Source organism: Streptomyces cathayae (genome assembly GCF_029760955.1).
GTDB lineage: Bacteria > Actinomycetota > Actinomycetes > Streptomycetales > Streptomycetaceae > Streptomyces > Streptomyces cathayae.
Map to the genome: position 1 here is coordinate 394,329 of NZ_CP121682.1, position 19,143 is coordinate 413,471.

Below are 19,143 nucleotides of genomic sequence, written 5' to 3' on the forward strand. Positions count from 1 at the left end.
CCGAGAACGTCACTGGAGCGGGGAATCGGGCGGGGGAAGCCGGACGGTGCGCTCCCGGTCGACGGACTCGACGCCGTCCACCGCCTCCAGGGCCGGGATCCGGTCCGCCGCGACGGTGCCGGAGAGCGTGCCGAGGACCGGCTGCTCGCCCGTGACCGTCAGCCCGGCCCGCCGCAGGGCCTCGACGACTTCCGCGAACCGGTCGGGGTCGACCGCGAGGACGACCCCGACCGGCGCGGATCGGGACGACTCGCTCACGGGGCCTGGAGCAGACCCGCGCCGACGTCCCTGAGGGGCTGTGTCAGCGGGAACGCGCCGGACTTCAGGCCGGCCATGAGTTCGGCCGCGGAAGCGTTGGGGGTCGCCTGGGCGAGCAGGGCGATGGCACCCGCCACGTGCGGCGTGGCCATGCTGGTGCCGCTCATCTGCTGGTACCCGCCGCCGGGGGCGGCCGAGTGCACGTCCCTGCCGGGCGCGGCGATGTTGATCTCGCCGCCCTGGCCGTTGATGCCGGCGTTGGAGAAGAACGACGGCTCGATCGCCTTGTCGAGCGCGGCCACCGCGAGGATGGAGGGGCAGTTGGCGGGCCGGCCGACGGGCTGGATGTCCTGGGGCCGGCGGCTGTCGTTGCCCGCGGCGGCGACGATCACCGTCCCGCGCTCCAGCGCGCGCTGGGCCAGGATCTCGTAGGTCTGCGGGAAGAGCTCACCCGGTCGGACCCGTGCGCCGAGCGACATGGAGATCACCCGCGCGCCGCGGGAGACGGCCCAGGCCATGCCCGCCAGGATCTGGCCGTCACTGCCGCTGCCCGCGTTGCTGAGCACCTTTCCCGCGAGGATCTGGGCCTCGGGGGCCACGCCGTAGCGGGGGCCCTGCCGGGGGTTGGCCGGACCGGCGGCGGTGCCGATGCAGTGCGTGCCGTGGCCGTGGCCGTCCTCGACGGTCTCGCCGGGCACGAAGGATTCCGTCGCCTCGATGCGGCCGGCGAAGTCCGGGTGGTCGGTGTCCACTCCGGTGTCCAGGACGGCGATCTTCACACCGCGTCCGGTCAGGTTGGTCAGGTTGGCCCGGATCGCCTGCAGGCCCCAGGTGAAGCTCTGCTCGTCCGAGGCCGGGCCCTGGGCGGCGGCGATCTCGGTCCTGGTGTGGCGGGCGACCACGTCCTCGTCGCTGCGGAAGGCCGGGAAGAACTCGGTGGGCGCCTGCTGCGGGGCGGTGATCGGCAACGCGTAGACCATGCGCTCCGGTTCCGCCGCGATGATCGAGGGCTCCGCCTCGGCCGTGGTCACCAGCGCGTGGCGCTGCTCGGGCCGCACCTCGACGACGGCTGCGGCGAGATCCTCGAAGAGCACCGAGACGTCGGGGCGCTCGAGGAGTTCGGCCACGTTCCCGGCCTCGGCGCCTCGAACGCGCTCGACGGACGCTATGTCGGCGGAGGCACGCAGTGCGTTGATTCCGCTCTCCTGGTCGCTCGGGTCGAGCAGAACCACGTACCGGCCGGTGTACTCCGAGCCCTGGCCCATGACGGAGCCGTTGGGCCGGTTGGGCTGCTCGCCGAAGGCGTGCCTGTCCATGGGGCCGTTCGCCATTGGGTTTCCTGCTTTCTGTGTGTTTCCCCCCGGTTCGTGGACGCGCGCCGATGCACGGAGTGCCGGGTGCCGAGGTCGGCGGGGCACGGTTCAGCCGTGTATCGACGCGTGATGCCGTCACCTGCAGGGCTGTCCCTTGTCAGGCTCTCGGCATTCCCCTTCGAGCACCGTCGCACCGGGCACGGAGGACCGCAACACAGCACCGTCGGCCGTGAGCCCTTTCCAACCTGCGGCAGTGGCTTGCCTGTTGACCTGGCAGCAGGGTGAAGCCGCCGCTGGAAGCGAGGTCATCAGGTGGTGGGGGCACCACGGCGGCCAGTGGTCCACACGGCCGTGAGAACACCCGAAGGCGGTGATTCGGTTTTCGTGCCCCATACGCCCATTGGAGGGATGGCCCTGTACGACGAGCCCGGCCGAGTGCGGCGGGCGACCGCGGGCGGCAGCCGGCCGTCGGTGGCACGCTCGAGGGTGGCCGCCGGTCCGCCGGGAAGCGCGTCCCGGAAGCGGCTGAGGCGGAGCACGACGTGGTCGACGAGGGCTGTCGCGCCGATCCCTCCGCGCCGGGGCCAAACAGCCGTACCGCAGGGTCGGCGGCGGGGGTGGGGCTTCGTGAGTGGGCTCGGGCCATGGCTTCCCGGTGTTAGGTCGCGTCCGCTCCTCACTCGCAGCCACGGGGAGCCCGGGAGACCGGTCCGCACGCTGCTACGCGGAAGCCAGCACCTCTCCGGCCGTGACCTGGGGAGGGTTCGGGAGCAGGGAGGCGAGGTTGTCCCGCACGAAGTCCGCCGCCCTCGAGATCGATTCCTCGGCACCGGCCCGGTCCAGGAAGACACTGGTCGAGACCATCACTCCGTCCCCGGCGTCGACCCAGTAGTAGGCCACGAAGCCGGAGACCTGGCGCATGAGCGGCACGAAGCCCTCGTTCACGAGGCGTCCCGCCTCTGCCGGGTCGGTCACCCCTTCGTACCGCCGGACCGCTGCGTACATCACCAAGCTCCTCGCGGGGTTCTGGTTCGTCCTCTTCCGAGACGTCGTACCCCTGCGGCGGCTGCCTGGCCCATGAGGTGTCCGGCCGTCACCTGAAGGGACTCCTCGGGCGATCCGAACGGCGGCTTCCGGCCCGGACACACCGCCCTGCACCCGGGTTCCCCCGCAGTGGTGCACTCGCCGTGTCCGCACGGCATCCGCCCGCCTCGCCCAGTCCCGGGCCGAGGCCGAACAGGCCGCCATGATCTGAGCCGGGCGGGACCGGTCTTGCCCTCGTGGGCCCGCCGGCCATCCGGCCCCACTCGTCCGTGGACCCGGCAGTCCCGGCAGTCCCGCTGCCTCGGGTTCAGCCCGGTCCGCAGCGATCGAGTGCAGCACGAACCTGGTCGAGCCCCTCCGCTCTCCAGCGGTCCCGGTCGGGCATCCGGTCGTCCCGGCGCCAGCGCCAGGCCGAGAACATCGCCCAGCCCAGGGCGCGGCACCGGTGCATCAGGCCCTGGTCGGCTCCGGCATAGTGCTTTCCCACTTCTTCGGGCGCATGGGCGAGGTCGAACTCGACCGGCCCGCGACAGCACGTGGCGAGGTCCACGAAAAGCGGCCCTCTCCTCGTGTCGAGGAGGTTTCCCGGATGCGGCTCGCCGTGCAGCAGCTGGTCGCCGTCCCTCTCGACGCTGATCGCGGTGCCGAGTCCACCGAGTGTGGCGCTGAGGAGTTCCCGGTCGGGACCGGGCAGCTCGGGGGACTGCTCCCGGTCGCTCACCTCTCTCAGCGCGCCGGCGACTCGTTCGGTGAAATGCGGTGCGGCCAGGTCGATCCGGCGCAGGGCGGCATGGTGCCGCATGAGCGCGTCTGCGTAGTCGGCCGGCGCGATCTCTGTTCCCACAGGTTCGTAGGAGGTCCAGAGCGAGATGGCGAAGGCATCACGCACGAAGACTCGGGGATCGACCCGGGGCTCGAGCTCAGCCACCGGAGCGTCGACGTCGGCGAGACGGCGGGCGACCTCCACTTCGAACTCGGAAGCAGCCAGATGCCCCAGAGGCGCGACCCGAGCCAGAACACCGCATGGGACCAGACGCAGCACGACACGGTCCGAGTTGCTGATGACGACCACGTCGTCGGCCTGGAGACCTGCCTCCGAAGCGGTCGCCCGTCCTGCCTCGACCGCACGACGGAGTTCCCATGGCTCCATCGGACCTCTTTCGAGGAAACCACCGGCTTCAGCTGGTGGGGGAATCGAATCCCTGATGTACGTTTCTGGTGTCCCGCAAGGGACCGGTTCGGGCTGGACCGCAACCTTTGGGTTGGAAGCCCCCTGTCCTTCAGGAGGGGGAGCGGAGTCACACCGTCCTCCCCCGCTTCGGGGCCCGTGGAGGGCTCAGGTCGAGAGTAGTGGAGCACGCCATCGGCCATCACCAGGCTTTGCGGGGGCCAGGGCCGGCACCGAGACCGGGCTCAGCCCCTGCCGGTGATTCCCCGCCCCGTCGAGAAGGGCGCCTGCCGGGCTTCCGACCGAGTTCAGGCGCCCTTCCGCCGCGGCTAGAAGAAGCCGAGCTTCTTCGGCGAGTACGACACGAGGAGGTTCTTCGTCTGCTGGTAGTGGTCCAGCATCATCTTGTGCGTCTCCCGGCCGATCCCGGACTGCTTGTAGCCGCCGAACGCCGCGTGCGCGGGGTAGGCGTGGTAGCAGTTCGTCCAGACGCGGCCCGCCTGGATGGCGCGGCCGGCGCGGTAGGCCGTGTTGATGTCGCGGGTCCACACGCCCGCGCCGAGACCGTACGAGGTGTCGTTGGCGATCTTGATCGCGTCGTCGAAGTCGTCGAACGAGGCCACCGAGACGACGGGGCCGAAGATCTCCTCCTGGAAGACACGCATCCGGTTGTCGCCCTCGAAGATGGTCGGCTGCACGTAGTAGCCGCCCTTCAAGTCACCGTCGTACTCGGCGCGTTCACCGCCCGTGAGGACCTTGGCGCCCTCCTGTCGGCCGATGTCGATGTAGGAGAGGATCTTGGCCAGCTGCTCGCCGGACGCCTGTGCGCCGATCATCGTGTCGGTGTCGAGCGGGTGTCCGGGCCTGATCAGTTCGGTGCGGGCGACGGCCGCGGCCAGGAAGTCGGGGTAGTTGCCGCGCTGGATCAGCCCGCGGGAGGGGCAGGTGCACACCTCTCCCTGGTTCAGCGCGAACATCGTGAACCCTTCGAGGGCCTTGTCGCGCAGCTCGTCGTCCTTCTCCCACACGTCGTCGAAGAAGATGTTCGGTGACTTGCCGCCCAGTTCCAGCGTGACCGGCTTCAGGTTCTCGGCCGCGTACTGCATGATCAGCCGTCCGGTGGACGTCTCGCCGGTGAAGGCGATCTTCGCCACCCGCGGACTGGAGGCGAGCGGCTTTCCGGCTTCCGGGCCGAAGCCGTTGACGATGTTCAGTACCCCCGGCGGCAGCAGGTCGGAGACAAGGCTCAGCCAGTAGTGGATGGAGACCGGAGTCTGTTCGGCGGGCTTGAGGACAACCGCGTTGCCCGCGGCGAGGGCGGGTGCGAGCTTCCATGTCGCCATCAGGATGGGGAAGTTCCACGGGATGATCTGGGCGACGACGCCCAGCGGCTCGTGGAAGTGATAGGCGACCGTGTCGTCGTCGACCTCGCTGAGCGAGCCCTCCTGGGCGCGCACGGCGCCGGCGAAGTAGCGGAAGTGGTCGATGGCCAGCGGGATGTCGGCCGCCAGGGTCTCCCGTACGGGCTTGCCGTTCTCCCAGCTCTCCGCGACCGCGAGTGACTCCAGGCCGGCCTCCATGCGGTCGGCGATCTTCAGCAGGATGTCGGACCGTTCGGCCGCCGGCCTGCGCCCCCAGCCGGGCGCGGCCGCGTGGGCCGCGTCGAGTGCCGCCTCGACGTCCTCCGCCGTACCGCGCGCCACCTCGGTGAACGGCTGCCCGTTCACCGGACTCGGGTTCTCGAAGTACTGCCCCCTGACCGGGGGTACGTACTCCCCGCCGATGAAGTGGTCGTAGCGGGGCTGGTAGGAGACGATCGCGCCCTCGCTTCCGGGCGCCGCGTAACGAGTCATGCGGAACTGGCCTCCTTCAGCAGGGCCGCCCGCCGTCGGGCAGCTCTGCGCCGGAGCGTAAGGACGCGGACGTTGCATCCACGTTGCGGACGGGCAGCGGCGCTACCGGTCCTCGCAGCGGACCCAGCCGTCCGGGGCCGCCAACTCCGATTCGAGTGAGGCCAGACGGGCCAGGTTCGATGCCGTCGGCCGGGCCGTGACCAGTGCCCGCCACACGTCCAGGTCCTCTTCGCCCCACGGCGCGTGGGCCCAGTCGGCCAGCAGGTCGGCGTCCGAGCGGGCGATCAGTGCCGCGCGCAGTCCGTCGGCGAGGCGGCGCCTGAGCCGTACGACCGCCGGTGCCTGGGAGGCGGGCAGCAGGGGGCCCGCATAGGTGGCCAGGGCGGTGGTGACCGCGCCGGCCGCCAGCCGACGTTCGACGGCGGCGATGTCCGACTCCAGGGGTGCCGTGAGCCGGTAGGGGCGCGAGCCGAGCAGTCCCGGGCCGAGCACCTGACGCAGCCGGGCGAGCTCCGCGCGCAGCGTCACCGGTGTCACCGACTCGTCCTCGTACAGGGCGCACAGCAGTTCGTCGCCGGTCAGGCCGTCGGGGCGCCGGGCCAGCAGGACGAGGATCTCGCTGTGCCGGCGGCTGAGCCGGATACTGCGGCCACCTGCCGTCAGCACGGCCTGGTCGCGGCCCAGTGTCACCAGTGCGGGCCCGCCTTCGTCCGGGCGCCTCGGGGCGAGCAGCGCCAGCTGGGATTCCGCCGCGCGTGCCACGGCCTGTACGAAGCCCAGGCTGTGCGGGTGCGCGAGACCGTCCCCGCCGGTGATGTCCACGGCACCGAGCAGCCGCCCCGTGTGCGGGTCGTGCACGGGGGCCGCCGCGCACGTCCACGGCTGCACGCGCCGCACGAAGTGCTCGGCCGCGAACACCTGGACCGGACGGTCCACGGCGACCGCCGTGCCCGGCGCGTTCGTCCCGACCGCGCTTTCCGCCCACCGCGCGCCGGGCACGAAGTTCATCCGCCCCGCCTGGCGCAGCGTCGACGTGTGCCCCTCGACCCACAGCAGTCTGCCGTGCGCGTCGCACACCGCCAGCAGATGCCGGCCGTCGGAGGCGAACGTGCCCATCAACTCCCGGAACAGCGGCATCACATGAGCCAGCGGGTGCTCGGCGCGGCAGGTCCCGAGGTCACCGTCCGTCAGTTCGACGTCGGCGGTGCCGTCCGGGTGGACGCCGGCGCGTGCCGAGCGCCGCCACGAGTCGGCGACCACACCGCGCACCGGGGGCGGCACCGCGCCGGCCTCGGTGAAGGTCTCGTGCGCCCGGTGCAGCACACGTACGCGCTCGGCAGGGTCGGCCCCCGGTTCCAGGGCTACCCAGGGATCGGTCAACGTGGCCTCCCGCAGGGCGATGCGCTGGGGACATCGTCGCCCGGGGTGTGCGCGGCGACAACCGTTTCGACGGGGGCGGCGGCCTCCTGCCGCCGTCGACCGGTTTTCCCGTACACGCGTTCGTTGGACGGACGGCCGCAACCGGTGACACCCCTTGACGGGCCGACGGCATCCGAGCCGCCCGGGGGCGCGGTTGCGGCGAGCCATGCTCAAGTTCCGTGGATCGGGCTCGAGTCGGCGCGTGAAGGGCGCGCCTTCCCGCTGTGGGCCATGGTCCGCTCGAGCCTTCGGTCGGGGACCGGCCACATCAGCGCGAGGCCGGCATGGACTGCCACCGCGCGCCGGTCGCTCAGGAAGCCGGCACGACGCCGTCCTCCACCACGTCGGTGGTCACCGTCAGACCGGGGTGGCGTCCGGTGGCGGTCCGGGCGGCCGTCGCGAGGCCGTCGCGCGCCCACTGCCGCCGGGTGTCCCGGTCGCCCGCGTCGAAGGCGTCGTGCGCCTCGAAGCGCCGGGCGTGCGCCAGGCACAGCGGCGGCCCGCGGCGCGGCCTCCCGTCCCGCCCGCGTCGGCGCGGCGAGGCTCTCCTCCGGTCCGTCCACCCCTGCCGTGATCGGCCGCGTCATGCCGTCTGCCGCCCTGCGGGGCGAGCCGTTCTCGGTCCGGCCTTCCCCACCGGGTGACCACGGAAGCGGGCGGCCGGAACGACAGCCCTCCGCACGCCCGGACAAACCGGGACGATCGAACATACGATGGGCGGGAGCCGGCGCGGTGCCGCAAGGGCGCACCGGGCCGCCTGTCCGACCAGGCGGGGTGACAGACCCATGGCACAGGCCGCGGAGCCGACACGAACCGTCCTCATGACCGTGGACGACGACCCGGGGGTCTCCCGCGCCGTCGCCCGGGACCTACGGCGGCGCTACGGCGCCTCGTACCGGATCGTGCGCGCGGAGTCCGGCGAGTCCGCGCTGGACGCGCTGCGCGAGCTGAAACTGCGCGGCGACCTCGTCGCCGTCATCCTGGCCGACTACCGCATGCCGCGGATGAACGGCATCGAGTTCCTCGAACAGGCCCTGGACGTGTACCCGGGCGCGCGGCGGGTCCTGCTGACCGCGTACGCGGACACCGGCGCGGCGATCGACGCGATCAACGTCGTCGACCTGGACCACTACCTCCTCAAGCCCTGGGACCCGCCCGAGGAGAAGCTCTATCCGGTCCTGGACGACCTGCTGCAGGCCTGGCGACGCAGTGACTACCGGCCGGTGCCCAGCACCAAGGTGGTCGGGCACCGCTGGTCGGCGCGGTCGTCCCGGGTGCGGGAGTTCCTGGCCCGCAACCAGGTGCCCTACCGCTGGTACTCCTCCGACGAGCCCGAGGGCAGGCGGCTGCTGGCCGCCGCCGGGCAGGACGGGCAGCGGCTGCCGCTGGTGGTCACCCCGGACGGCACGCCCCTGCTGGAGCCGGAGGCACCGCAGCTCGCGGCCCACGTGGGGCTGGCGACGACACCGGCGGCCGACTTCTACGACCTCGTCGTGGTGGGCGGCGGCCCGGCCGGGCTCGGCGCCGCCGTGTACGGGGCCTCGGAGGGGCTGCGGACGGTGCTCGTGGAGCGCTCGGCGACCGGCGGACAGGCCGGGCAGAGTTCCCGGATCGAGAACTACCTGGGCTTCCCGGACGGCGTCTCCGGCGCCCAGCTGACCGACCGGGCCCGCCGGCAGGCGGCGAGGTTCGGCGCCGAGATCCTCACCGCGCGCGAGGTGACGGGCCTGGAGGTGGGCGGCGCGGCCCGGACCGTACGGTTCTCGGACGGCTCGGCGGTCGCCGCGCACAGCGTGATCCTGGCGACCGGGGTGTCCTACCGGCAGCTGCCCGCGGCCGGCGCGCGGGACCTGACCGGCTGCGGGGTGTTCTACGGTTCGGCTCTGACCGAGGCACCGTCCTGCCGGGGCCAGGACGTCTACATCGTGGGCGGCGCCAACTCGGCGGGGCAGACGGCGATGTACCTGGCACGGGACGCCAAGTCGGTGACCCTGCTGGTGCGGGGCCCCTCCCTGTCGGCGTCGATGTCGTACTACCTGGTCCAGCAGATCGAGGAGACCCCCAACGTCTCGGTGCGCACGGGCACCGTGGTGGAGGCCGCGCACGGCTCCGGCCACCTGGAGAAGCTGACCCTGCGCGACACGGCGAGCGGGCGGAGCGAGCTGGTCGACACCCAGTGGATGTTCGTGTTCATCGGCGCGGCCCCGCTCACCGACTGGCTGGACGGCACGGTGCTGAGGGACGGGCGCGGGTTCATCCTGGCCGGGCCCGACCTCACGCCCGACGGGCGTCCGCCCTCCGGCTGGGAGCTGGACCGGCCGCCGTACCACCTGGAGACCAATGTGCCCGGCGTGTTCGTCGCGGGTGACGCGCGCGCGGAGTCCGCCAAGCGGGTCGCGTCCGCCGTAGGAGAGGGAGCCATGGCCGTGATGCTCGTCCACCGGTATCTGGAGCAGTCGTGAGCGGCCGGCCGACGCCGTGCAGCCCGAAGGAGATCGGCTCGCTGTTCCTGTTCGAGAAGCTGTCGGACGAGCAGCTGGGCCGGCTGTGCCGCGAGGGGCGGACGGAGCGGTTCGACCCCGGTCCGGTCTACACCGAGGGCGAGCCGGCCGCCTGCTTCTACGTGCTGCTGGAGGGCACGGTGGTGCTCTCCCGCCGGGTCGGCGGCGACGACGTGGAGGTCGTCCGGTCCTCGCAGCGCGGGGTCTATTCGGGCGCCATGCAGGCGTACCTCGGGGACCGGGTGCGGCAGGTCTACAACAACTCGATGCGTGTCACGGAGCCGACGCGGTTCTTCGTGCTGCCCGCCGGGACGTTCGCGGACATCATGCGCGAGTGGTTCCCGATGGCGGTGCATCTGCTGGAGGGGCTGTTCTTCGGGACGAAGAGCACCCAGGCGGCCGTGGGGCAGCGGGAGCGGCTGCTGGCGCTCGGGTCGTTGTCCGCCGGGCTCACCCATGAACTCAACAACCCGGCGGCGGCGGCCGTCCGGGCCACCGCGACGCTGCGGGAGCGGGTGGCCAGGATGCGGCACAAGCTCGCCCTCATCGCCGAAAGCCCTTTCCCCAAAGACCAGTTGGTGAATCTCATCGACATCCAGCAACGTACCGCCGAGCGGGTCGCCAAGGCACCGGCGCTCGCCCCGCTGGAGGCGTCCGACCGCGAGGACACCCTCACCGACTGGCTGGAGGACCACGGCGTCGAGCAGGGCCCGCAGATCGCGCCGACCTTCGTACAGGCCGGGCTCGACGTGGACTGGCTGGAGCAGGTCGCGGCGGCCGTCGGGCAGGAGATCCTGCCGGGCGCCGTGGGCTGGCTCAACTACACGGTGGAGACCGAGCTGCTCATGGACGAGATCGCGGACTCCACCACCCGGGTCTCCGCTCTGGTGGACGCCGCCAAGCAGTACTCCCAGCTGGACCGCGCCCCCTACCAGGTCGCCGACGTGCACGAACTCCTCGACAGCACGCTGCTGATGCTGTCCGGCAAGATCGGGCCGCGGATCAGGATCGTCAAGGAGTACGACCGTACGCTGCCGCGGATCCCCGCCTACCCGGCGGAACTGAACCAGGTGTGGACCAACCTGATCGACAACGCGCTCTGCGCGATGGACGGCGCGGGCGGCGACGGCACGCTGACCGTGCGCACCGCGCTCCACGACGGCCGGCTTCTCGTCGAGTTCCGGGACACCGGGCCCGGCGTGCCGCCGGAGATCCTCGACCGCGTCTTCGACCCGTTCTTCACCACCAAGCCGGTCGGCCGGGGCACCGGTCTGGGGCTGGACATCTCCCGGCGGATCGTCGTCGACAAGCACCACGGCGGCATCGGCGTGGAGTCGGTGCCCGGCGACACCCGTTTCCGGGTACTGCTGCCCCTGACCGCCGTCGAACCCGACGGAACGGCACTCCCCTCCGCCTCGTCCGACGGGCCGCCGCTCACGTCCGAGGACCGTACGACATCCCAGGAGCAGGCATGACCAGCGACACCGGAATCGACCCCCGCGTCCCACCCAGCGGCACCGGCTGCGTCGAGTGCGACGCGGCGGGCGGCTGGTGGTTCCATCTGCGGCGCTGCGCGCAGTGCGGCCACATCGGCTGCTGCGACGACTCCGCCGGCAAGCACGCCACCGCCCACCACCGGGCCACCGGGCACCCGGTGATCCGCAGCTACGAGCCGGGCGAGGGCTGGTTCTGGAACTACGACACGAACGAGCTGTACGAGACCGGCCCCGAACTCGCACCGCCGGTGAGCCACCCACCGGACCAGCCGGCGCCCGGCCCGGTGGGCCGCGTCCCCGCGAACTGGGCGGATGTGCTGCGCTGAGCCGTCCCGAGTCGCCCACCGTCGCGCATGCGCAATGCATTGGCATGCACACGCCACTCGCCCGCACGGGGGCGCCCCACCGGCCGGCGGTTATTCGGTGGATCTGCTCTTCCCGCGCTCCTACAGTGACCGGACCCGACATCGTCAAGAAAAGCGGATCATGCGTGTGCACTACCCCCGTACGCCTCATCTCCCGTGGTCTCCGGGGGCGACGTCGGACGACGTACGAGCCGGTGATCTGTCCGGGCTGCGCGGCCGCGAGGTCGTGGTCACCGAGAAACTCGACGGGGAGAACACCACCCTCTACGCCGACGGGCTGCACGCCCGGTCGCTGGATTCCGTGCACCATCCCTCGCGGGCCTGGGTGAAGAGCCTGCAGGGACGGATCGGCGCGAAGATCCCGAGCGGCTGGCGGGTGTGCGGCGAGAACCTCTTCGCGCGGCACTCGATCGCCTACGGGGGCCTGGAGAGTTGGTTCTACGGGTTCTCGGTCTGGGACGGCGGCGACCGCTGCCTGGACTGGGACCGGACGGTCCGGTTCCTGCGGCGGCTGGGGGTTCCGGTGCCGCGGGTGCTGTGGCGGGGCGTCTTCGACGAGCGTGCGCTGCGCGCGCTGCGGCTGGACACCGTGCGCCAGGAGGGCTACGTCGTACGCACCGCCGAGGGGTTCGGCCGGCAGGAGTTCGGGCAGCGGGTGGCCAAGTGGGTGCGCGCGAGACACGTCCGCACCGGTACGCACTGGATGCACGCCGCTGTCGTGGAGAACGTTCTGGGCCCGGACGCCGCGCTGTGGGCGGTGCGTTCGGGGGCGGCCGCCGACGTGCCGTCCCTGTCGGCCGCGCTGGGCGTCGCCCCTGAGGATCCGGCCGCCGCCGCGGCCGCCGTCGCCGAGGTGTCCGCGGGACTGGACGCGCTGGGCCGGTCCGGGGACGCACGGCTGGAGGGTGTCCTGGCCGCGATGCTCCACGGCACGCGCCGGGCGTGGCTCGGGCCCCGCCTCGTGGGGCCGCTGGGCATGCCGGGCGCCCGCCGCGTCGCAGACCTGGTCGGGCTGTCCCCGAGGCTTCGGCGCCCGTACCCGGACGGCGACCGCCGGACCGGTCTGGCGCGCTTCGCTCTCGCCGCCGACCTGGGGGTGCTGCACGCGGTCGCGGGGGCGGTCGCGCACACCGCCGAGGCCCGCGAACAGGTCGAATGGTCCGCGTTGTACGCCGAGGAGGCCGGGCTGCTCGGCGAATCGCCGCTGGAGCCGCTGCGGGCCGGGCTGCGGGACGCACTCGCCGGCCTCGGCTCCACCGCCGCCGACCGGTGCTGGGCACAGGCGCGGGACGCGTTCGCCCAGGGGCGGATCTCCACCGTCGACGAGGCGGTGGCGGCGAGCTGGCGGTGGCGTTCCGGGGCGTTTCCCCGGCTGATCCATCTCGTCGGGCCGTCGGGCAGCGGGAAGAGCACCTTCGCCGAAGGTCTCCCCCGGACCCGCTCGTACGTCTCCCTCGACGATCTGCGCCGGGCCCGGGGCTCCCGGGGCGACCAGCGGGCCAACGGGGAGGTGCTGCGGGAGGGACTGGACCGGCTCGACTCGGCGCTGGCCGGCGGCGGGACCGTGGTGTGGGACGCCACGTCCCTCAACCGGCACCAGCGTTCCCTGGTGCACAAGGTGGCACGGCGCCGCGACGCCCTGGTCACCCACGTGGTCGCGCTGGTCGACGAGGAAGAATTGGTACGGCGCAACAAGGGGCGCGCCCACCCGGTGCCGCCCGCGGTGCTCGCCTCGCAGCTGCACCGGTTCACCCCGCCCTACCCTGCTGAGGCCCACCGCACCTGGTACCTCGGAGCGGGCGGAACCGTCGACGACACCGCAGGCACGTTGGACGGCACCGTGGACGGAGGAGAGACGTGATGCGTACGAGCGACGAGATCTACCACCGGGTCCGCTGGGACCCGCGGTTCGATCCGGCCCGGTTCGTGCTGGGGATCATCCAGCGCGGTGCCGCCCCCGCGCGGGTCCCGCTGCCCTCTTTCGTACCCGGCGGCGACATCCCCTGGCACCGGGTGCTGTTCGTCGAGGCGGACGGCGAGCTGGTCTGGGACCGCACCACCGGTGTGGACCGCATCGACACCTCGGACGCCGGCCGGGTGCGCAGCCCGCGCCTGCTGCGAGCGCCCTTCTTCACCGCCGGGACGCCCCACGCGTGGGAACCGGCGGAGGGATGGCGACCCGTGGACGGCGCACCCCGGACACCCGTACCGGGCGCGGGGAGTCTGCGCGTCCTCACCTGGAACACGCTGTGGGACCGGTACGACAGCGACCGCATCGACACCGCCCGGCGCCGCCCCCTGCTGCTCTCGGCCCTGGAGGAGGCCGACGCGGACGTCATCGCGCTCCAGGAGGTCGAAGCCGCTCTGTTCGCCCTGTTGCTGCGGGCGCCCTGGGTCCGCGCCGGTTACACCCTGGGCACCGCCCCGGGAGGGAAGGACGTCGAGGACAGCGGGCTGCTGCTGCTCAGCCGGCTGCCCGTACGGGAGGCGGGGCGGCACGCACTCGGACCGCACAAGGCCGTCACCGCCCTCACCGTGGAGACCGGCTCCGGTCCGCTGGTGGTGGCCACGACCCATCTGAGCAGTGACCACTCCCCCGGCGGCCCGGCCCGGCGGCAGGCCGAACTGGGCCGGCTCGCCGAGGGACTCGGCGGCGTGGACGGCGATCTGGTCCTGGTCGGTGACTTCAACGACGGCGGCGACGGACCGGCCGCCGCGCTCGGGCTGCGGGACGCCTGGACGGAGGTCCACGGGCCCGGCGACCGGACGCCCACGTTCGACCCGGGCGTCAATCCGCTGGCCGCGGTGTCCTCGCTGTCCGGCCGGGCCTCCCGGCTGGACCGGATCTTCCTGCGCACGGAACGGCTGCGGACGACCGGGGTGTCCCTGCGGGGCGACGCGCCCACCACGGACGGGCTCTACGTCTCGGACCACTACGGCGTGGAGGCGGACCTCCAGCTGAACGGTACGGAGCCCACGGGCGTCCTCGACGCCCGGCCGACGGCCCGCACCGCGCTGGCGTGGATGCCTCCCCAGGAGCTGTGGCCGGTCCTCCAGGACATCCGCCGGGAGCACGATCCGCAGTTCCACCGCTGGCCGCCGCACGTCAATCTGCTCTTCGGTTTCGTGCCGGAGTCCGACTTCGAGCAAGCCGCCTTGCTGCTGTCCGAAGCGGCGGCCGGCACGGCGGCCTTCACCGCCCGGCTGGACGGGGTGCACACCTTCGGGCACCGGGACGACGCCACCGTCTGGCTCGACCCGGCGGCGGCCGGCGAAGCACCGTGGGCAGGACTGCGCCGCACTCTGGAGGAGCGCTTTCCGCGCTGCCGCGGGCGCGCCGAGGGCTTCACCCCCCATCTCACCCTGGGCCGGACGAAGGATCCGCAGCGCCTCGCCGCCGCATCCGCCGCCCGGCTCGACGGCATGCCGGCGGCACGGGTCGAGGAGCTGGTCCTGCTCTCCCGCCGGGGCGACGAACCGATGCGTCCACGCGCCACGATCGCCCTCGGAACGGGCGACGTACGGTGGCTGCCCGAAACCCCCGGACCCGCTGCCACGGGCTTCACCGCCACCGGCCCCGCTGCCCCCGCACCCGCCACCACCGAGCCGACCGCGGAGAGCGAGGCCCGGGCCGCCCTGGCGCGCAGGACGGCGCAGCGCATCTCCGCGGCGCTGGGTGACGGGGTCGTCCACCTCGTCGGCTCACGGCGCATGGGCTGCGCCCTGGCCGGAGCGGACCTGGACCTGGTCGCGGCACTGCCGGGCAGCCCCGATCCGGCCGGCGTCCGGGCACGGGTGACCGCCGCGCTGCCGGACACCGGCCGGGTGCGGCAGGTGACCGGCGCCCGGGTGCCGGGTCTGCGGCTGCGCACCGGTGATCTGGACGTCGACCTGGTCGTCGTCGCCACCGGAGCGCTCGACCCCGGCGAAGCGGTGGGCCGCCGCGCCGAGTTGGGCGAGGGAGCGGCGATCGCCCTGAGTGCGGTGAGCGACGCGGACGCCGTACGGGCCGCGGTGGGCGACCGCCACGCCGCTTTCGCCCGGCTCGCCAGGCAGGTGAAGGCGTGGGCCTGGGCCCGTGGCCTCGACTCGGCTCCCTTCGGTGGACTGCCGGGCCTGGCCTGGTCGGTGCTGGCGGCCCGTACGACGTGCGAGGCCACGGACCCGGCCGCTTCGGACCTGCTCCGCCACTTCTTCGGCACCTGGGCCGCCTGGGACTGGCGGGACCCGGTCGGCCTCACCTCCACCGGAACGGGACCGCACACGCCCGTGGCCCTCATGACGCCCACCGCTCCCGTCCGCAACTGCACCGCACAGGTCGGCGCCTGCTTCCGGGACCTGCTGACCGATGAGCTCTACCGCGCCTGGACCATCCTGGAAACGGCAGCGGATGCGGGCACGGACCCCTGGCCCGAGCTGGTGTCGCCGCCCTCCCTGCACCGGCGGCACGCGGCCTGGGCGATCCTGACCGTACGCCCGGGCCCCGCGGAGGAGTTCGAGGAGACTCTGGGGCGCGTCCGGGGGCGCCTGCGAGCGCTTCTCGCCGCTCTGGAGGACGCCGGAGCGGGGGATGCGTACGCCTGGCCCCGCCCGTTCGAGGCCGGGCCGGCGGTCGCACGGTACGCGATCGGCCTCGGCCGCACCCCGCCCGACGCCGCCCGGCTCGCGGAGATCTCCGAGGAGTGGGGCGGAGATCTCCGCGGGGTCGACGTCGCATGGGCGGAGTGCGGCACCGTACCGACCCTGCGCTGACCGGAGGGGTGACGCGGCAAGGAACGTCACCCCGAGCCGGACCCCGAGGGTGCCGGCTTCGGCCGGGGCGTCGAGGAGGCCGTGGAGCCCCGATGCGGTCCCACGGTCCCGGGAACTCCGGGAACTCCTGCGGTTCCCGGGACCGGGTGTCCGGCCCGCCGGCCGGACCTACGCTACGGCCTTGTTCCCGCTCGTCGGTCGGTCAGCGCTCCAGGTCCCCGCGCATCTCGACGAAGAGCTTTCCCGCGTCGGCGAGCGTGCTGTCCTCGAAGAGCGCGACGGCCGCCGTGCCCTCGTCGGCCCACCCGCAGATGACATTGCCCTGCTCGCTCAGCGAGGCGATCAGGCACTCCACCGAGCCGCCGAGGGGCCCGGGCTCCACCGGCTGCGCCTCGGGCTGCCCCAGCTCCGGGTCCCACTGGATGTACTCGATCATGCCCCGGAACAGGTGCTCCCGGCGCTTGCCGGTGTCCTCGGGTACGTGGTCGACGCCCTCGAACAGCACCGGCGCGCCCTGCCCGCCCGGGTCCCCGTAGTTGCCGATGACCAGCGTCATGCCGTCCCGCATCTCGCCCGGGTCGACCGGGGTGTCCGTCAGGGCCCGGTCTCCCCCCAGCTTGTCCAGGCCGCCCGCCCGGGGGGCGTCCACCAGGGTCCGCGGACCGCCTTGCTCCGCCGAAGGCGTCGGCGACGCGGGCTGGGACACCTGACCGCTCGGGGGAGCGTCGGGATCGGGGAGGCCCGTGTACTCCTCCCGGCAGCCGCTGACCGTCAGCATCGCCACCACCGCCACGGCCGTCAGGCCCGCTCTCGCCACAGATCCGCGCTTCATGAAATCCCCCGTCGTCGCTTCGTTCACGGTGTCCCCGCCGCCATGGGCGGCGGTCGTGGTCAGTGACGAGCCGTTCGGCCGAATGGTTCCCGCCACCGGGCACGAGGACCTACGGCGAGCGGCGGAAGGGTGAGCTGTCCCGAGTTCCGTACGGGGACGGCGGCGCCTGCCGGCCCACGGTCCGACCGTGAGCTCCGCTCGGCCGGTCGTCCCGGTCGGCCCCGGTCACATCGTGCCGACCGTCGAAAACGGGGAACGAGTCAGTCACCGAGGTTCGAAGCGACCAGGAGGAGGACATCATGAGCCGCGACGAGGGGGACGGCGACAACAGCGCCTACGGCCGAAAGGCGTTCAAGCGGTCGAGGGCCCACTTCGCGGACCGGATCACCGCGGACGGCAGGGACGGGTGGCCGGTGGAGGCCGGGCGCTACCGGCTCGTCGTCAGCCGGGCCTGCCCGTGGGCGAGCCGGGCGCTGGTGTCCCGGCGGCTGCTCGGTCTGGAGGACGCTCTCTCCCTGGCCGTCGCCGACCCGATCCAGGACCACCGCAGCTGGCGCTTCACCCTGGACCCGGACGGCCGTGATCCGGTCCTCGGCATCCGGTACCTGAGCGAGGCGTACGACCGGCGGGAGACGGACTACCCGGGCGGGGTGAGTGTCCCCGCGATCGTGGAGGTGGCCGGCGGACAGCTGGTCACCAACGACTACCAGCAGATCACTCTCGACCTCGCCACCGAGTGGACGGCGCTGCACCGCGCGGGCGCGCCCGACCTGTATCCCGAGAAGCGGCGCGACGAGATCGACACGGTGATGGCGGAGGTGTTCGACGATGTGAACAACGGGGTGTACCGGGCGGGCTTCGCCACCGGTCAGCAGGAGTACGAGGGGGCGTGCGCGGACGTGTTCCGGCGGCTCGAACTCCTGGCACGGCGGCTGGCGGGGCAGCGGTACCTCGTCGGCGACACGATCACGGAGGCGGACATCCGGCTGTTCACCACGCTGGTGCGGTTCGACGCCGTCTATCACGGCCACTTCAAGTGCAACCGCTGGAAGCTGACGGAGAACCGGGTGCTGTGGGCGTACGTCCGCGATCTCTACCAGACGCCAGGCTTCGGCGACACCGTCGACTTCGACCACATCAAACGGCACTACTACCAGGTGCACACCGGCATCAACCCGACCGGCATCGTGCCCCTCGGCCCCGATCTGTCCGGCTGGTCGACCCCGCATCACCGCGAGGAGCTGGGCGGCCGGCCGTTCGGCGACGGGACGCCGCCCGGGCCGGCCCGCGCGGACGAGGAGACGGCCCCGCGGGGCCGCCCCTGACGCGCGTTCGGCCGGGGAACCACCGCTGCGGTCGCCGGCTGCGGGAGCAGGCCCCCTTCTGCGAGCCGGGCCGTCATGTGCGTGCGGGCCGGTTTGCCGCTCGCCGTGCGGACGACGGCGCTGTGCGGGACCTCGACGACGGTCTCGGGGGCGACGGCGAAGTCCGCGGCGATCCGGGCGGCGAGGCGTGCGGTGCCGACGCTCAGGCCCCGTTCCGCCACGACCACGACGGCGAACGAGGCGCCGTACGGCAGGACCACGCACTCGGCGACCCCCGCCTCGGCCCCCGCGGCCTGTTCCACGTCGGCGGCGAAGACGTTCGTGCCGTTGGCGGAGACCCGGTCAAAGCGCCGGCCGCCGAGGGGGAGCAGACCCGCGTCCAGCCGGCCCAGGTTGCCGGTGTCGAACCGGGTGGTGCGGTGGTCGGTGGCACGTCGTAGCCGTCGAACAGGGTGCTGCCGCGCCGCTGTACACGGCCCGTCTCCGCGTCGGCGCAGACGCGGCCCGACCGTCCACGACGCGCAGGCCGAGGCCGGACACGGGAGTGCCCGGGCAGGCGGCCGCAGCCGGGGCTGGCCGACGGGGCCGCGGTCGATCTCGATCTCGATCTCCAAGAAGGTACACCGCGGTGCCCCTCCCATCGAGCTGAGGGCCTTGACGAAGGCATCCGTGGCCGACAGCAGCCCCGACAGGGACGCGTCCGGGTCGGCGCGGGAGCGGCAGTGCGCGCGCTCCCCCGCGGTGAACACCGCCCCGCCATCGCGCACGTACCTCCTCCGCGCGAACTCCGCGACCGAGTGAAGGCGGATCTCGCGGT

General features: G+C 72.9%; 14 protein-coding genes. 6 read left to right on the plus strand and 8 right to left on the minus strand.

Annotated features, from left to right (window positions below; all coding sequences use genetic code 11):
• Positions 1 to 9: 9 nt before the first annotated feature.
• From PYS65_RS01875 to PYS65_RS01900, 6 genes are all read right to left on the minus strand, one after another.
• A complete protein-coding gene (locus tag PYS65_RS01875; protein ID WP_279331939.1) occupies positions 10 to 258 on the minus strand; it encodes a hypothetical protein in 249 nt (82 codons plus the stop codon).
• Complete coding sequence (locus PYS65_RS01880; RefSeq protein WP_279331940.1) at positions 255 to 1,589, minus strand: S8 family peptidase; 1,335 nt, start codon at positions 1,587 to 1,589, stop codon at positions 255 to 257. The genes PYS65_RS01875 and PYS65_RS01880 overlap by 4 nt, the downstream gene beginning before the upstream one ends.
• Positions 1,590 to 2,291: 702 nt before the next feature.
• Positions 2,292 to 2,576 carry a hypothetical protein gene (locus tag PYS65_RS01885; protein ID WP_279331941.1) on the minus strand — a complete coding sequence of 95 codons (285 nt, stop codon included), beginning with the start codon at positions 2,574 to 2,576 and terminating at the stop codon, positions 2,292 to 2,294.
• 346 nt (positions 2,577 to 2,922) lie between these two features.
• Positions 2,923 to 3,765, minus strand: a complete 843-nt coding sequence (locus PYS65_RS01890; RefSeq protein ID WP_279331942.1) for a phosphotransferase — start codon at positions 3,763 to 3,765, stop codon at positions 2,923 to 2,925.
• Between the two features lie 347 nt (positions 3,766 to 4,112).
• Positions 4,113 to 5,636, minus strand: coding sequence for an acetaldehyde dehydrogenase ExaC (gene exaC / locus PYS65_RS01895; RefSeq protein WP_279331943.1), 1,524 nt, complete (start codon positions 5,634 to 5,636; stop codon positions 4,113 to 4,115).
• Between the two features lie 102 nt (positions 5,637 to 5,738).
• Positions 5,739 to 7,016 (minus strand): GAF domain-containing protein, encoded by a 1,278-nt coding sequence (locus PYS65_RS01900; RefSeq protein WP_279331944.1) that lies wholly within the window; start codon positions 7,014 to 7,016, stop codon positions 5,739 to 5,741.
• Positions 7,017 to 7,840: 824 nt separating this feature from the next.
• On the opposite strand from PYS65_RS01900, the gene PYS65_RS01910 reads away from it, so the two are divergent.
• From PYS65_RS01910 to PYS65_RS01930, 5 genes are all read left to right on the plus strand, one after another.
• Positions 7,841 to 9,517: an NAD(P)/FAD-dependent oxidoreductase gene (locus PYS65_RS01910; RefSeq protein ID WP_279331945.1), complete on the plus strand. Its 1,677-nt coding sequence runs from the start codon at positions 7,841 to 7,843 to the stop codon at positions 9,515 to 9,517.
• Positions 9,514 to 11,031, plus strand: coding sequence for an ATP-binding protein (locus PYS65_RS01915; RefSeq protein WP_279331946.1), 1,518 nt, complete (start codon positions 9,514 to 9,516; stop codon positions 11,029 to 11,031). Before PYS65_RS01910 ends, PYS65_RS01915 begins: the two co-directional genes overlap by 4 nt.
• A complete protein-coding gene (locus PYS65_RS01920; protein ID WP_279331947.1) occupies positions 11,028 to 11,378 on the plus strand; it encodes a UBP-type zinc finger domain-containing protein in 351 nt (116 codons plus the stop codon). The genes PYS65_RS01915 and PYS65_RS01920 overlap by 4 nt, the downstream gene beginning before the upstream one ends.
• Positions 11,379 to 11,538: 160 nt before the next feature.
• Positions 11,539 to 13,278, plus strand: a complete 1,740-nt coding sequence (locus PYS65_RS01925) for an RNA ligase family protein (protein ID WP_279331948.1) — start codon at positions 11,539 to 11,541, stop codon at positions 13,276 to 13,278.
• Positions 13,278 to 16,169 (plus strand): poly(A) polymerase, encoded by a 2,892-nt coding sequence (locus PYS65_RS01930; RefSeq protein ID WP_279331949.1) that lies wholly within the window; start codon positions 13,278 to 13,280, stop codon positions 16,167 to 16,169. Before PYS65_RS01925 ends, PYS65_RS01930 begins: the two co-directional genes overlap by 1 nt.
• A 202-nt stretch (positions 16,170 to 16,371) precedes the next feature.
• Here PYS65_RS01930 and PYS65_RS01935 read toward each other — a convergent pair whose 3' ends face one another.
• Positions 16,372 to 17,001, minus strand: a complete 630-nt coding sequence (locus PYS65_RS01935; RefSeq protein WP_279331951.1) for a hypothetical protein — start codon at positions 16,999 to 17,001, stop codon at positions 16,372 to 16,374.
• Between the two features lie 299 nt (positions 17,002 to 17,300).
• Between PYS65_RS01935 and PYS65_RS01940 the strand changes: the two genes are divergently transcribed.
• A complete protein-coding gene (locus tag PYS65_RS01940; RefSeq protein ID WP_279331952.1) occupies positions 17,301 to 18,326 on the plus strand; it encodes a glutathione S-transferase family protein in 1,026 nt (341 codons plus the stop codon).
• Here PYS65_RS01940 and PYS65_RS01945 read toward each other — a convergent pair.
• Positions 18,230 to 19,093: a hypothetical protein gene (locus tag PYS65_RS01945; protein WP_279331953.1), complete on the minus strand. Its 864-nt coding sequence runs from the start codon at positions 19,091 to 19,093 to the stop codon at positions 18,230 to 18,232. The genes PYS65_RS01940 and PYS65_RS01945 overlap by 97 nt on opposite strands.
• Positions 19,094 to 19,143: the final 50 nt, after the last annotated feature.

What these genes read in the sequence shown, in the direction of transcription:
- PYS65_RS01880 (WP_279331940.1), bottom strand. Translation starts at nt 1,589, where the DNA reads ATGGCGAACGGCCCCATGGACAGGCACGCCTTCGGCGAGCAGCCCAAC.
- PYS65_RS01885 (WP_279331941.1), bottom strand. Translation starts at nt 2,576, where the DNA reads ATGTACGCAGCGGTCCGGCGGTACGAAGGGGTGACCGACCCGGCAGAG.
- PYS65_RS01890 (WP_279331942.1), bottom strand. Translation starts at nt 3,765, where the DNA reads ATGGAGCCATGGGAACTCCGTCGTGCGGTCGAGGCAGGACGGGCGACC.
- exaC (WP_279331943.1), bottom strand. Translation starts at nt 5,636, where the DNA reads ATGACTCGTTACGCGGCGCCCGGAAGCGAGGGCGCGATCGTCTCCTAC.
- PYS65_RS01910 (WP_279331945.1), top strand. Translation starts at nt 7,841, where the DNA reads ATGGCACAGGCCGCGGAGCCGACACGAACCGTCCTCATGACCGTGGAC.
- PYS65_RS01920 (WP_279331947.1), top strand. Translation starts at nt 11,028, where the DNA reads ATGACCAGCGACACCGGAATCGACCCCCGCGTCCCACCCAGCGGCACC.
- PYS65_RS01925 (WP_279331948.1), top strand. Translation starts at nt 11,539, where the DNA reads ATGCGTGTGCACTACCCCCGTACGCCTCATCTCCCGTGGTCTCCGGGG.
- PYS65_RS01930 (WP_279331949.1), top strand. Translation starts at nt 13,278, where the DNA reads ATGCGTACGAGCGACGAGATCTACCACCGGGTCCGCTGGGACCCGCGG.
- PYS65_RS01935 (WP_279331951.1), bottom strand. Translation starts at nt 17,001, where the DNA reads ATGAAGCGCGGATCTGTGGCGAGAGCGGGCCTGACGGCCGTGGCGGTG.
- PYS65_RS01940 (WP_279331952.1), top strand. Translation starts at nt 17,301, where the DNA reads ATGAGCCGCGACGAGGGGGACGGCGACAACAGCGCCTACGGCCGAAAG.